The sequence below is a fragment of the Ureaplasma urealyticum serovar 8 str. ATCC 27618 genome (assembly GCF_000169535.1).
Classification (GTDB): domain Bacteria; phylum Bacillota_I; class Bacilli_A; order Mycoplasmatales; family Mycoplasmoidaceae; genus Ureaplasma; species Ureaplasma urealyticum.
This window is the reverse complement of sequence record NZ_AAYN02000002.1, coordinates 816202-833511: the sequence shown is the minus strand read 5'-3', so window position 1 is coordinate 833511 and position 17310 is coordinate 816202. Positions and strand designations below refer to the sequence as shown.

The following is a 17310-nucleotide window of genomic DNA, read 5'->3' as shown; positions in this document are numbered from 1 at the left end:
AACAATATATTATTATTGATGATACATATTATCACTTTAGTAAAACAAAAGGTTTTGAAATCTTTAATGATAATTTAAGCTTTAAAAAACTATTTAATAACATTATAAAAGCTAACCAAAAATTAGAAATTACTGTAGAGATTGAACAAAAAACACCAGAGTTAACTAAATGATTAGATGAATTAAAACAAGATGATGGTTTAATTACATCTAATAATCCTAAATATTTAAATTCAACTTCTGGTCCTAATTTAGTTTTACGATATGAACAAGATCAAGTTAATTATGTATCAATTATTAATAATGTTCCACGAGTCCTTAGTGAAAAAGACATTAATTTACACTTACCAAGTGAAGCTGATGTTTTAAATAACCAAGGTAATTATGCTCAAACTATTGCTAAGATCTTAAAAGATCCAAAACAATACCCGCGAGATCCTAATAATAAAATTAATGTTAATGGTTTACTAATTGATCCAGATCAAATTAAAGTTATTGTTCGTGATGATGGCACAATTGATTTAATTGATAAAAATAATGCTAATTTACTATTATCAATTAGTCCAACGCGGGCACAACCAAATTATACAGTTATAAATGCTGAATTAAATGATGCTGTAGAAGCTAAGGCTTTATATGAATTAATCAAACAAACACGTGCTTTAATTCAAGCATTACCGCATCAAAAAAATATGAATGATTTATATCAAAGTGAAAAACAACGTTTAATAAATCACCCATGAATTATTAAAAATATTATTAGTGTTTATGAAGCAATTAACAACCCTGCTAACATTGTAACTGATTTTAAAAATTGAACAGTTGAATATAATCCTAACCTTGACAAACTAATTTTTAGAGGTATGAATACTGATCGTGAAAAACGAGCACAAACAATTGTTGTTAATAATGTAATTAAAGTAATTCGTGCTAGTGAACTTTATAGTACATTTGATATTTTAGTAAATAATAATGATCAAACTCTAATTGATGACGCAATTAATTTAACTATTAACCAAAAATTAGCTAATGCTAACCAAATAGGTGATTATTTAGTAAACAATCCTGTTTTAGTTAATAATTATTATGAAAATCATCATGCTTTAGTCAATAAAACACAACAAGCTAAATACAAAATTATTAGTGATCAAAACAATCATCAAATTGTAATTATTGATGATATTTTCTATATAAAAAAAGCTAAAGCAACAAGCATTTTCAAAGACTATTTAGCATTTAAAAAATTAGATCAAACTTTAGGTCTAAATAAAAATATTGATGTTAAATTAATGAACGAACAACAAGAATTTATTAACGATGAATTAAAAGATTATGTTTTAAAACTAAACAATCAAGAAGATTTAAAAATAACTGATTTAGTAATTACTAAAATTGATAACTTCTTTGTTATTAAAGGAACTTTATCAAATGGTAAATATATTGTTCAAAAACTTTATCAACTACCAAACGTTATTTCAAAACAAACAATTCCTTATATATCAATTGATGATGTTTTAAACGCAAATGGTGATGAAGCTTTAGCAATGCATAATTTACTGAAAAATAAAGCCAAATATCCTATTGATAAAAATGGTTTAATCAGACTTCAAAATGCACAATTAGATCCAAATAAAATCGTGGTTGAAAAAGATGAAAATGGGGATCTAAATATTTTTAAATTAGATGAAAACAATCAAAAAATTAAACCACCAGCAGCAATTATCTTAAGTAAATTAGGTAAAAATGATATTAAAGTAAACTATGTAAAAGTAGATGGTTCACAATTCTGACCATCATACTTACAAGAAATTATTGGTGATATTTATACTGCTAAGAATTTTGAAAGTATTGATGAACAAGTTAAACCTTTAAACTTAGTAAAAAATAACCAAATTATTCACGATGTTTTACCAAAAAATTTTAAAAATGGACCATTAGCAACAATTCAATTTGATGCACAACGTCATCAAATTGTAATAAAAGATAATGATACAAAAAATCCAAACGTTGTTGTAATAAGTACAAAATCAATTACTAATTCAAGTTTTAGTCGTGAAGAATTAGTTCACTATCGTGCTAAGAATGATTATTGAATGATTTGAGTGGCTGTTATTTCAATTGCAGCAATCATTGGCATTATTATCGGTGTTGGTTTATTAATTTATTTCTTTAAAAATAAACACTTAGGTAATAAGAAGATGAACAAAAATCTAAAAGTGAGAAAGATGGGTATAGTATATGGCAAAAAATAGTAAGAAGAAAAATTTAATACCAATAACCACTGGATTAGTAGCGACATCTGTTGTTGCCATTGGTTTTGGATTAGCAAAAAGCGAACAAACAAAATCAAAACTTGATTTTATTATTGAAAATGATCAACAAGATAATGAATATGCAGCTTTTAAACAACGTCAATCAATTGCAAAAAATAACACAGCACTTTTATTACCTTTTAATCATGAAATTTTAAATGCTTATGCAAGTTTATGTACAAACTTAGAAAATGCTAATGATGCAAATATTGTAAATTTAGATGATACAAAACGTGCAAACGCTTTAAAAATAGCCATTCAAAGAACTTTAAATAAAAATTTAAAAAATGGATTTAGTAATGAACATGTAGAATTAGCACAAAATAAATTTAATGAAAACGATATAGCTGTTGATTTTGTTTCATCAAATAATAATGTTGATAAATTTAAAATTAAGATTAAAAACCAAGATATTGGTGAATTTAGTGTTCCTAAATTTAGTGTTAAAGTTGTTGATTCATCTAGTATGTCAGAACTTTATAAAGCTTTAGTATCTTCATATATTAGCTCACTTGATACTAAAAATAGTATTAACATACCGCGTTTTGATATTTTTCATAAACTATTAAATAATTTAAATGATAAAAACCACGACAAATTCGTCGTTGGAAGTATTTATTATAAAAATCTAATTGAAGAATTGGTTGACACTCAAAAAAATAATTGAAATGATAATGATAATAAAGCTTTCGATTATTTAAATGCTAAGTTATGATATTCAAAAAAAGATAAGGCTTTATTTGTTTATAATAACAATCAAAAACGAAGTTTTATTTTTAAAAATTGAGATGCATATTTAAATGTAAGTGATGTTTTATCATATCAAGATATTTATACAAACGATGATGGTTTTAATCCTCAAGGTAGTCCTTTTAAACCAATTAATGGTAATTTAGCTAATATTAAAAAAGCGTTTGAAACAAAATATAAAGCTAATACTAATTTCAAATTAGGAAATGAAGGGATAACAAGTTATACATCAATTTCTGATACTAAGACATTTACAACAGGTACTGAAGTTCAATACATTCGTTATCCTTCAAAAAATCCGCAAAATGTTATTAATAATCCTAATTTGAAATATCGTTATTGAGAAATTAGTGATAATAATGGTATTCAATATAAATTATTTGAATCGCAACCATATATTCACACAACAGGTGGATATATCGTTGATCTACAAACGACTCCTAATTCATATGATCCAAAAGCAAAATCTTTTTATCGTGAAGTGCAAGAATTATATGACGCATTTGGTGGTAAAAAAGAAATGACAATGGATAAATTGATTTCAATAAATCCTAATAATTATTTTTTGCGACGTTTCTTTTTATTGAATGTTAATAAATGAGAATCAGAACAAAAAGTTCCAAGAGGCCATTTGAATAATAATGATTCACGTTCATTATCAATTAGTTATACAAACGACAATGTAAACACAATTGACAATACAATAAACGATCCTAAAAACATCATTTTTAAATTAATTAACTTAGGAAATCGTCAAGGATTAATTGTTGAAAATGCTGTTTCAAGTAATGAGGTTTGATATGACAATATTGCAGGTCATCAAGTTAATATGTTTATTGATGATATTCCTAATATTATAGATGATTCAAAATATCGTGCGCCTACCTTTGATGATTACTTAAAATATATGTTTTCACCTAACTATAATGTGTTAACAGAAAACAATAAACCAACACATAGTTTATTAGATTATGGAAGTAATTCTTCTTATAAAAATAAGAACGTTAAACTTCACGAATTTGATAAAGACCGAATGCATCGACAAAACGGTTGAGTAATTAATCAAATTCTAATGGCCGAACATGGTCATGATGGTTTTGTTAATTTTTTAAATCGTCGCATTCCCTATGCTCTTTTACAACCATGATTTTTTTCAAAATATGATGATTTAACTGCTGAAGATAGTCAAAAACATTTTGGTGTTATTGAATTTTCTCCTGATGATAAATATGCTAAAGTTCATGGATTTGTTAGATATCGTCAAGGTGTTTTTGCACCATTGAATCCAACACAAGAACACGAGTATGGATGAAATCAAAATCATCAAAATAATAACGGTGGTTCAGCTATTTGAGTATGAGCGAACACTAATAATGTTGGAGCTTTAAAAGATGATGGATTAATGAATACTTACAATACGATTTACGGTATTAGTAATGCTAAAGAAATTGATTATAACAATCCTAATCCTGATTTACCACCTCCCACAGATTCTTCATTTGGAAATCAGCATGATTATCATATCGATAAAAAAGATAATGAGCCAGCGAAAAAAAAATTATATGATCCATCAACTAATTTTGATGTTCGTGAAGGATTTATCAACAGTTTCTGATTACCAGAAGTTAGAGATTGAAATAATAATAAGATAAATGTTTCTTTAGCGGGAGCAAAATTTTTCATTGATATGTTTAAAAAACGTAATCCCAATGCTACTAGTGATGGATTTAATGCTGAACTAATAGAAAATCGTTATACACATAAAGATGCTAATAATCAATTAAAGTTAGGAGTATTAACAGGGTTAGAAACAATTCAATACTACCCAGATTTTTCAAAAATTGTTATTTCAGATAATGGTTATTACCATGATTGGGATTCAAAAGCTAAAAAACTAGTTTTAAAACGTCGAATGAAAGATAATAAAATTAATCCAATGTATTTTGTTGTCTATGCTATGAACAACACTGAATTAGGACATAATATTTATTCTGCAATTGATTTAGCAAAGGCTAATTGAGATAAAAAACAAGCAATTAGAAATATTTTAGATAATGCAAAAGATTCAACTAATATTAAAGGTGCAAAAATTGTAAGTAAGACTTTTCATTTAATCAACCCCCATTTAGGTGAAGGCAAATATGTAGATAATAACGGTCATGATGTTCGCAATATTTCTTTTAAAAATGGTATTAAAAGTGGAGATGAAGAACGAAATTCAATTGTTTTCGAATCAAAATTTGGTGATCAAAGACAATTATTAATTTATGATTTTGACTACTATCAAAAAGCTTTTGAAGATGGTGAAAAGATTTTTGGTGAAGACATTGTTGATTTTAATAATTTTTACAAAGGCGTTCTTAATGAATGTATTGATCAACAAACAAAACAAATTAAATATATTGATTTACCACAAAATGGTGTTACAGCAACAAGAATTAAAAATTTTATTGTTAATAAAGAATTTAAAACTGAAAACAATAATAAATCACTTATTAGCAATCCAAGCCATATAAGAATTGCTAAAGTCAATAATAAATTAATTATTAATTTTAGAACTGGTAATTATTTACCTGGTGATACACCAGCTAACTTATTAGATAAAACAAATTTATATTATCAAGAATATAACATCTTAGTTGAAAACTTACCACTTTACTATCGTGATATTGATGTTCATGTTAACATTCCAGAGCTAAAAAATTTAGCAGAATCACAAAAAACATTTAATGAAAATATTTTAGCTCAATTAAATGAAAAACATCGCGATCCAAATAACGCTAATAAAATCACTTTCGGACCCGCATCTAATCCTGATTTGGTAGCTGATAATATTAGTGATTTAGTTATTAATAATATTGATTATGATCATCAAATTTTTGAAATTTTAAACGTTAAAACTAATCAAAAAGTTAAAATTAAAGCAACAACAAATCTAATACCTCAGGTTAAATACATTAACGCTTCAGCTTCTGTAAATAACAAAATTAACAATAAAGATTACGAAAAAGATTTAAATTATGTTAACTCAGTTATTTATAATCAAGTTATTAAATTAACAAATGATAACGCTAACCCTAATAAAGGTAATCCAGTTGCTTACATTAATGTCCCAACAAGTAAATCAACAGATGCTAATGCTAATAATATTGCTTATCAATTATTTCGCGAATTTGATGAAACAACTGGTAATTATCCAAGTAATTTAGATAAAAATTCAACTAGTGCTCAAATTCGATATGATGCTAATAATCATCTACTATACTTACTTGATTATGGAACAACAACTAAAAAACCAGCTGCATTAGTAATTCGTTTAATGCCTAATACAATTTGATCAGCTAATTTAATTGATAAAAATAAAACAACACTTTATAAAAATAATGAAGGCCAAGATCTATTTATTAATAAAGTATTAGAAAATAAGGGCGATGTTCTTAAAACAATTAATCAATTGATTAATAATTTTGATCAAGTAAATAATCAAAAATATATTGGTGGATTTAGTTTAATTAACCCACGTGCTATAGCTGAAAAACAAAACAATTTAATTCAAATTAAAAGTGATGATTTAGTTAATTCAAATGATTCAACAACAAAACGAACACGTAGTATTGGTTTATATGATCATTATAGTTATTTTTTAAATAATGTGGACGGTGCCGAGTTATTTGAGGACTATGTAAAATTATTAGAAACTATTAAACATTCCAAAAATGATGATAATACCATTACTAATGGCTTTAAATATGACTTAGATAAAAATAATGATTTAGTAATGATTAACAATAGTAATGATTTTAATAACAATGTTCGTAATAAAATTATTAATGGTCAATTAAGTAGTGTTGAAGATGATAAAGTTAAAATTAAATATGTTGAAGTAACTAATGCTGATGGTACAAAATTTGGTCGTTTTATTGTTAAAGGTTTTATTAGTGAAAATGATGAATTAAATAAGGTTGCAATTTATAATATTGACCATATTCCTAATATTGTTGAATCAAATGAAACAACATTAACAATTCCTACTTTAAGTGAAATCATTGCTAATGATGGCGATGAGTTTAAAGCTTTAAAAACAAAATGATCAAGTTATAGTGGAAATAATTCAATTTATAATGCAAGTACTAAAGAAATTACTATTGGTTTAGCTAAATTTAATTTAGATACTGCTATTTTTAGTGTTGATGAAAAAACACGTAAATTTTTAATAATCCGCGATCCTAAAACGCTAAAAACTTTAGCAGTGGTTATTTTAAAAACGCCTCTTGAACGAGTGATTGCTAAAAATAAATTGTATGAACCAGAATTTGTGGTTGATAATCACATGAATTTAAGTGATGCTATTGCTAAAAAAATAATGACAACAATTGGATCATCATTTGACGATAACTATAATTTAGCTGGTTACATATACCAAAATGAATGTACTGTTCACAATAGTATTAATGATTATCAAATTAAAAATGGTTCACAAACAATTCATGTATTAGATGCTTATACATATGAAAGAAACAATGATGCTAATTCACAAGGTTATTTTAGTGGCTTAGAAATTTTTAAAGACACCAATGCTTTTAAAAAATGAAGTTTAACAATTACTCAACAATTTAGTAATCTTAAAAATAATGATCTTGCTGTTAGTCAATTAAAAGCTTGATTAAATCAACAAACAAGTATTAATTATGCTTTTAAAAATACTAACCAAACACATTTACAAATTCGTAAGTATAAAGATAAATTATTGTTAATAAGTAAAATTGAAAATCAACCAATTCATTTATTAACAATTAATAATTTACCAGATGAAATTTTAGATAAATCAATTAATCTTGAGATTCCAAGTCTAAATGAATTAATTGAAAATCATACAAATCTAAAAGATGAATTAATTAAGCGTTTACTAAAGCTTAATAATAACACTACTACATTTAGAATTGAAAATCGTGATTATAATAAAGATCAAGCCCAATTTGAATTTGATTATGAAAACAATAAAATTGTTATCAAACAAAATGATCAAGTTGATATTATTAAATGTTCAAAAAATTTAGTATCAATTAAATATGTTGACGCTAATAATACTAAACCACAAGGTAATCAAACAAAAACAACAATTGCTTTTAATGATTTAAATAATGCTGTTTATATTTCTAACTTATATAAAGAAATTCATAAAGCAATTGATTATACATCAAATGATAAAGGCGCAAAATTATTTTCAAATTTACCAGCAGATGTTCAACTTGGTGATGTATTTAATTTTAGAAAACAATTTGACGAATTAACAGTTGATTTATTGTTTAATAACAAAAAAATCTTTGATGCTAATTCACGTGCTTTAACAATTAAATATGATGCTAATCATGATCAATTAATTATTAAAGATAATGATAAAACACCAACTGCTTTAGTAATTACTAATTGCAATCGTTATTTAGATAATCCAACTCTTGTAATCCCAGCTAATATTGCTACTTCACCATCTGTTAATCTAGAAATTAAAAAAGTATTAACAGATACTATTAATAACATTGCAGTTAGTCAAAATAACACAAAACGCATTGGTTATTATGATGTAATTAATCCTATTTATAATTACGCTAATGCTAATGAATTATATGCTCGTATTGATTATCAAAATAATGTTAATGAGCAAACAAATTCATCAAAACCAATTTATTTAATTAGTATTAATAAATACCACGAAAAAGCTTTAGGAAATAATTTAGATTTAACACCAAAAACTTTCTATCAAGTTAAAAAAGTTGGTTTAAATAAATTTGTTAACTATAGTTCATTAGATGGTGAACAACAACAAATTGTTCAAAAGATTTTTAATGAAGCAATTAAAAATCATGGTAAATTTGATGATTATAAAGATTTAAAATTCAAATACATTATTGAAGAACACGAAAATCATGAACGTGAAAACTGTATCTTGTTTAGTGCAACTAAAAAAGATCAAGCTAACTTTAAAGAAGATCGTACATATTTCTTTAAAGTATGTAAACTTGTTAATGTAGTTGATGATAATAGTGCTTCATTAAAAACACCAACAGTTAATGATATCATTAAAGCTAATTTTGACTATAACATAGCATTTAAGTCAAAATGAATTAAAAATAGCAACAATGAATATGTTATTGGAACGGCTAAAATTAATGAGAATAATATCCAAATTGATTTAGCTGATTCTAAAGATTATGTTATTGTTAAAGATAAAACAAAAGATAATAATAAACAAATCATTGGTTATGTTATTTTAAAAACACCAATTGAAACAGTGCGTCAAGTTTCATATCATGAAGTACCACCACAAGAATTACAAACAATTTTAAAAATTGCTAAAAATTTCTTAGAAGTTAACAATATTGCGCAATCTCGTGAACAACTTTACACACTAAAACACTTATTACCAACTGAAATTGCTAATTTTGATAAAAATACTATTAGTGTTGAACTACGTCCTGATGGTAGTATTTTATTATTTGATGCCAAAAAACCAAGTGCAAATTATTTAATTTTGAAAGATGTGCCAAAATATCTTGAAGCTTCAAGTTTTTATAACTTATTAGATTTAATTACTTTAAGTAATGAACAAATTAATCCAGTTAACATCTTTAAAACAAAATGAAGTGTTAATAAACGAGTTGGTGGAAAACAAGTTGTTGATCCTATTGAAAATCAAACAAAAACACAACCACATTTTTACGTTTTTAATGAAAAAGACCATCCACAACAATTCATTTATATTTACGATCCACATCTTTATTTCACTAATACAATCAATGCTAAAGATAATCATAATACACTAAAAATTAATGAACAAAAATATCGTGTTTCAGCCTTAGCTGTAGGTACAAGAAAAGCGCCCCTAGCCCAATTAAATAATGAAGAAATTAATAAATTATTAACTGATGCTAACTGAGATATTAGCGATGCTAAAATTCAAATCTTTGGTTCAAAAATGTTAGTCATGGCTAAAGATAAAAATGATCAAAACAAAATTAAATATGGTTTAATAACTAATTTACCAGAAGTTTTAGATCCTTGCGGTTTAAATATTCCAAACGAAAACCAAATTATTTATGATAGTTTAGGTGATGTTAATGATGCATTAGCAAAAATGTTGGCTGATGAAAAACGTACACCACGTGATAGTAATGGTAAGATTTTAATTCGTGATGAAGCAGTTGATCCAAATCAAGTTGAATTAATATATAACACCAATAATGGTTCTATTAAATACAATTTAAATCATGTCGCAAAAGAACCAATTAATCCCATTTCTTCTCTTGGTTATTATAAAGTTGTTGATGCTAACACTAATCGTGCTCGTTTAAGTCATGAACATTCTTATGAATTAATTCAAAAAATTAAACATGATTGTCAGATAAATGACGAAGGTCATAAACTTTTAGGCGATTTAAAAAATGATCTTTATCTTCAAGAACATTTACCAGCAGATTTAGATCCAATAAATTCAACAATTGAATATGATTTAACAAGAAATTTAATTATTATTCGTGGTACTAATAAAGATATTAATAATCAAATTAACAATAGCCGTTTAATTATTAAAAATGTTCCTAAAGTTGTTAATCCATATGTAATTGGTTTATATACAATTGATGATGTTATTAATAATTTAGGTGATACTAAAAAAACTTTAGAACAAAAATGACAAGCAATTAATGCTGTTAATAGTGAAAAAACACTTGGTGATTATACAATTTTAGAACCTACACAAATTAGTAATAGTTTGTCAAACAATAAACAAGTTCTAAAAATTGAATCAACAATTACTGATGGTGATCAATTTAAAAAAGCACCAATTTATTTATATGATCCAATTAACTATGTTAAACCAATTGATGCAACTGCTCAAAATGTGTTTATTAACAAAAATGATTTAAAAAATATCTTAGATCATTCAACAAGTGAATTTAAAGATATTAATTCACAAAATCAATTATTAAATAATTCAATTAACATGATTTTAGATGCTAATGGTTTAATTAAAAATCAAAAAATTAAACAAGTTCGTGTTAATAATCAATTAGTTTTTGTTATTAGTGGTTACACAACAAACAATGTTCAAAAGATTATTATTTTACAAAACTTACCTTATATTATTTATACAAATCTTGATGATGAAAATAATGTCATTAAAGTTATTAATGTTCAAGATCTATTAAATGTTGACAATAATATTAATAACCAAAAACAACGTTGACAAGCGGCTTTTGCTCAAGGTTTTAAAAAACAAGCCATTGCTAATAACTTTATGATTAATGGTAATAACTTTGGTATTACTGAAAACTCACAAATTCAAGTTCAAATTAATGATACTAATGATCCAGTAGAAATTAATGTTTTTGTTACAAATAACAATGTACAAAAACTAATTGGAACAATGGTTATTCCATTAAGTGCATTACCACAATTTAAAATTGTTAACCAACCGCAAGCTTGAGCTAATGATCCTTTAGTAGCAAACGAATTCTATAATAAACTAAATGATCAAACAACTAATTCATTAACATCATTAATGAATGATGAAGCCTTTAAAACAATTGTTCCAAAAGATTTTAATCTTCAAGATCAAGTTTTAAGTATTGTTAATGATGTTAATAATAAAGGTTTATATTTCTTTAATAGTACAACTTTAGTTTTAGTTAATAAGACTATTAGAACAATTAATTATCATGATCTATATACAATTGAAGATGTAGCAAAAAATGAAAATGATGTTTTAGTGACAATTAAACAAAAACTAAATGAAATTCTTGCTTTAAGCGATAATAAACGTCGTATTGGTAATTTAAATATTCCATTAGGTATTGATGTTGATCGTAAAGATAAGAACTTTAATACTTTATTTAAAGATGATTTTGGTCGTGTATATATTATTGATCAACACACATATCGTCGTGGTATTGATGCTAGTTTAGTATTTGATAATTATGTTTGACTAAAAGAATTAATAACAACACTATCAGCCACTGATTCACTACTTAACGCCCAAGCTTTAAATAATCAAGAATTAATTAAAATGCTAAAAGCAAATCAATTAGATCCAAATACAACAATGGTGAAATTGATTGATATTAAAAATACTAAAGCACTAATGTTAGTTGCAAACGATACATCAACTGCTTCTGTTTTTGTTATTACTAATTTACCATTAGTTGTTAATGAAAAAGAATTCAATCATGCTTTCCCATCAATTACAGATATTATTGATAACAATGGCAATATTAAAGAAGCAATTTTAAACAAATTTAAAAATGAACAAAACAATATTACAATTAATAATCAACAATATAACATTAAAGATTTAAATACTATTGTTAACAAAGATGGTTCAATTACTTTAGTTGCTCCACAAAATGTACGTTTAACAATCGTATCAAATAATCCATTACCAAGTGTTTATAGTGAAGATGCAAACGAAAATGAATACTTAAAAATTTATAAAGTAACTAAAACAATTTTAGATAATGATACAACAGCTACAAATAAAAGTATTGCTTATACAAAAGTTAAAGAACTTGCATTTATTAAAGAGCTAATTAATCGAGCCTTTGCTGGTGTAAATATTAATTTAGATCAAGCTATTGTTAAATATGATAAAGCTACAGCTAAATTAACAATTTATCAACCAACAAATGATCATAATTTTGGTAATTTATTAATTGTTAATAATATTCCACAAGTTATTGAAGCACGTAGTTTATACACAGTTAATGAAGCAATTGATAATATTGATAGTACTGAAACTTTAATTACCAATAAACTAAAAGCTTTAAGTTTAAATAATCAAAATCAATTCCAAAACTTCCATATCGCTAACCAATTTATTGTTAATAAACAAAACAATACTAATTACTATGTTAGTGCAACAAAAGATGTAAATGATAAGATGAGAAATCTTTTCATTGTAGATCAATATCAATATGTAAATCAAAAAATTGATGGTAGTGCAGTATTTAATCAAATTAATGCCTTCGCTAATTTACAAAAACAATTAAAAGCAAATGAAACTAACTTTAATAAAGAACAAATATTAGCTAATGGTTTAGATCAACAAGTATTAAATAATGATGAATTTAATAAATTTGCTCAAGCAAATGAATTATTTAAAAATAATCCTCAATTAATTAGTGTTCCAAACCAAAATTACTGAATTGTTTACGCTGATCACAACATTGCTGTTATTAATCATTTACCAAACGTTGTTGATGAAAATGATGCTTTTGAAGCAGGTAAACAATTACCTAATGAATTTGATGTGATTGTTAATAATGGTGGTAATTATAAACGAGCGATTATTAATGCTTTAAAAAATGAAAATCAACAAATTATTGTTAATAAACAGATTTTTAATCCTCAAATTGTTAATATTGCAGTTAATAATGACAATACAATTAGTTTTATTGATCCTCAAACATTAGTTAGTGTTAATGTTGTTGTTAAAACTAAGATTCCATCATATCAAGTTTATGATGCTAATATTCATAAAGGTTTTAGAAATCTTAATGAAGTCGCTAAATTACGTGCTTTATTAGAAAAGATTGCTAATAATCAAAATAACAATCAAACCATTGATTGAAATGCTATTAGTCAACTTGGTATACTAGTTGATGAAAATAATCCAATTCGCAACACTGAGATTTATCCATCAAGTTTTGGCGAACAAGCAAGCTTTAGTTTTATTAAAGATCAGAATCGTTTAGCAATTAAGAGTGCTGACTCTAACAACCCTTCATATATCATTGTTAATAATATTCAACAAACAATTTATGCTAATGTTATTTATAACAATATTGATGTCATCGAAAACACTAATTCAATTACAAAAACAATTACAAACATACTAAAAAATTTAAGTAATAATAATCAAATTAGTTTGGGATCATTTAATTTAAATGAACCAATTGATATTCAAACGTTAAGTGATAGAAACTATTTAATTCGTGATAAAAATGAAAATAAAGTTTATGTAATCGATGGTCGTATTTATGATCAAGTACCAATTATTGGTGAAAATGTTTTTGATTCACTAAAAGATTTATATCGAATTAAAAAGATTTTAGGAAATGAAAAAGGTAATCTTAAACGTTTTGGTCAATTAGCTGATGTTCATGGTTTAATCAAATCAAAAGTTTTAACAAACATATTAGTTAATGCTAAGAACTTTGATTATGATAATGTTACTGTTCAAGTTATTAATGAAAATTTATATGTTCTTGAAGGCTATGACAAACTTGCTAAAGCTAAACGAGTTGTTGCTTTTGTTAATATCCCAACTGTAGTTGCTTTAAATGATAAAAATCGTTCACCTTTTACTAAAGTAAGTGATGATGAAGTGGCTAAAACTAATGGTGATGTTGGTGCTGCTTACTATAATCAATTAGTAGCTAAAGCAGTTGGTGAACCAAAAACAGTCCAAATTGATCAAAAAACTTATCCATTAGATGAGATTGGTGTTCGTTATTTAAAAGATGGTACAATCCAAGTTTATAAAAAAGGTTTACCTGGCGAAAAAGATTTACCAATTATTTCAATGGTTGAAGATCAAGATAGTAATGAATATATTATTAAAGATGCAGTTGATGGTCCATTCTTTAATCATGAAAATCAAGATAAAACTAATATTAATAATTTAATTAATGCAATTAATGATGCACAACCAATTGATCCAAATAATGATCAAGAAAAATCATTAAAACAAGTTTTAGATCATAATCCTGATTTAGCAAATTATTTAAAACAAAATAATTTTGACACTAATAATACAGAAGCAAGTATCAAATATGATCCAATTAATAATCAATTCATCATTAATGATCATCATAATCCATCAAAAGTTGTAATTATTAATAGTGTTCCTAAAGTATTAGAAGCAATTAGTATTTATCAACCACAAGATGTATTAATTAATTCAAATGATGTTACAATCACCTTAAACAATAAACTAAAAGCATTAGCAAAACAACATCTTGAATTCGTGTTAGGTCGAAAATATAGCGTTAAAGCACCATTTACAGTATCTATTAATAAAGCTAGTCAAAATGTTATTCAAGATGCTAATGCGACAACATCTGAAATTACAATTATTGAACCAAATAAATATGCAAACGATTATTTAGATGGCACAACTATTTTTAATAAAATTAAACCTTATAAAAAACTTTTTGATTTACTAAAAGTTAAAAAAACTTTATCATTTGCTAAAAATGAAATTAAATCAAACGAATTAATTAACTATTTAAAAGGTTTAAATATTGATTTAAGTGATGCACAATTAGTTTATGTAAATGATCATATTTGAATGCTATCATTACCATTAAACCAACCAAATAACTTACCTAATATTTATGGTATTGCTACAATTCCATATGTTGTTAACCAAAATGAATCAATTATTCATTTCCCAACTGATGATGAAGTCATTGCAAATAAAGGTTCAATTGAAGAAGCAATTAAACAACAAATTAAGCAATTAAAAACAAATAATGTTGGTAATGTAATAATTGATGGTAAAGAATTAAATCCAAACTATGTTGATGTACAAGTTGAAGAAGATGGTACAATCAAAATCCTAACGTTTGATCCTTTAAAACCAAATATTAAAAAATTAGGTGTTGCTATTAATCAAGATGATGATAACTTTAAAAAACCACATTATTACCAACAAAATGGTCAAGACATTAACCATCGTGATACAAAACTAATTTATGATTTAATGAATAAACATAACATTAGTGAAAACAAAAATGTTGTTCAAACAAAATTAACATTCTTATTAGCAAACGAACAAATCAAAAACAAACTAAAAGACAATGATCAATTGATTGATTTAGATTTTGATAGTAGCTTAATAACTTATAATCCTTTACTTGAGAATATAAGTATTAGTGGATTTACAAAAGATCATACTAATAAAGTTTTAATGGTAATCACAGCGATGAAAAATGTTATTTATGCTCATGAATTATATAATAGTGGACTAGTAACAAGTAATAGTCCAGTTGATGAATTAATGAGTCAATTACTAAATCCTCATAATCGTGATGCAAATAATAAAAATATTTACTTAATTGGCGCAATTAAATATCGTTTACGTGATCCATACTACTTACCATTAGAACAAAAATTAGATAATGATTCAATTATTAGCGATGCTGATCGTAAACAAGTTTATGTTATTGATAAAAATGTTTATAAAGTTGCTAGTGATGATGAACGTAAACAAATTATTAATTCAAATCTACTAGATTTAGAAAAAACGATTGCTAAATTAAATGAAAAACCAGCAACATTTATTAATGCTAATAATTTAGAAGATCAAACTTTATTAAAAAATTTACAAGATAATAATATTAATCTTAATAAAGCTAAAATTGCTTTTGTTAATGATTGTTTACAAGTTGTAGCAGTAAATGATGATGGTACAACAAGTACTTATAGTATTCCAAAAATTAAAAATGTTGTTTCATCAAATTATATTCATATTGCTAACGATCGTGATGTTATTGAAAATAATGCTGCTTTAGTTTCTGCTATTAAAAATGCTTTAAATAATGAAAAACTAAATCCACATGTTAATAATCAAGGTAAAATTCGTTTAGGTAATCAAATTATTAATCCAAAAACAGTAATTGTTGAAATTGAAAAAGATCAATCAAATAAACCAACGGGAAATGTTTTAATTAAAAAACAAGACCCAACAAATTTAGCAAATCGTGTTTTAGTTGCTAAATTATTAACAAACAAACAAGATCATGAAGTTGTTTCAACAAATTACCAAGGATTTAATGGATATGATTTAAATCAATCAAGTTTAGCTGATTTATTACGTGATTTAAATGAAAGTTTACAACAAAAAAACATAACAAAAACAAGTGTAGAACAATTTAAAGATAGTATTGTGTTTAAACAAATCGTGCCAAAATCAATTGATTTATCAAAAACAACAATTGAATACAATAATAGTTCACACTCAAAACTTGTTATTCGTAGTAATAATCCATTAAACAAACGTGTTTTTGTAGTTTACAACTTACCAGAACCATCTTCAAAATTAGAAGCTAATACAAATAATGAAATTAAACGATATGGTGATGATCGTGTACGAATATGAGCACCAATCGTTGCAACATTATTAGCAATCATTGTTTCTATAAGTGGTATTATCATTGGTTTAAAATTACGTAAGAAACGTAAAGAAAAATAG

The 17310-nt window shown here is 25.2% G+C and carries 2 protein-coding genes (1 of these 2 only partly in view); both read left to right on the top strand.

Translation table 4 applies throughout. The annotated features are described in order from the left end of the window. Window positions 1-2252, top strand: the 3' end of a protein-coding gene (locus UUR8_RS03355) for a GUMAP protein (protein WP_004025824.1). Its footprint begins 12145 nt before the window's first position; only the last 2252 of its 14397 coding nucleotides appear in the window; the start codon falls outside the window, past its left edge; the stop codon is at window positions 2250-2252. Next, a complete protein-coding gene (locus UUR8_RS03350) occupies window positions 2239-17310 on the top strand; it encodes a GUMAP protein (RefSeq protein WP_004026148.1) in 15072 nt (5023 codons plus the stop codon). The genes UUR8_RS03355 and UUR8_RS03350 overlap by 14 nt, the downstream gene beginning before the upstream one ends.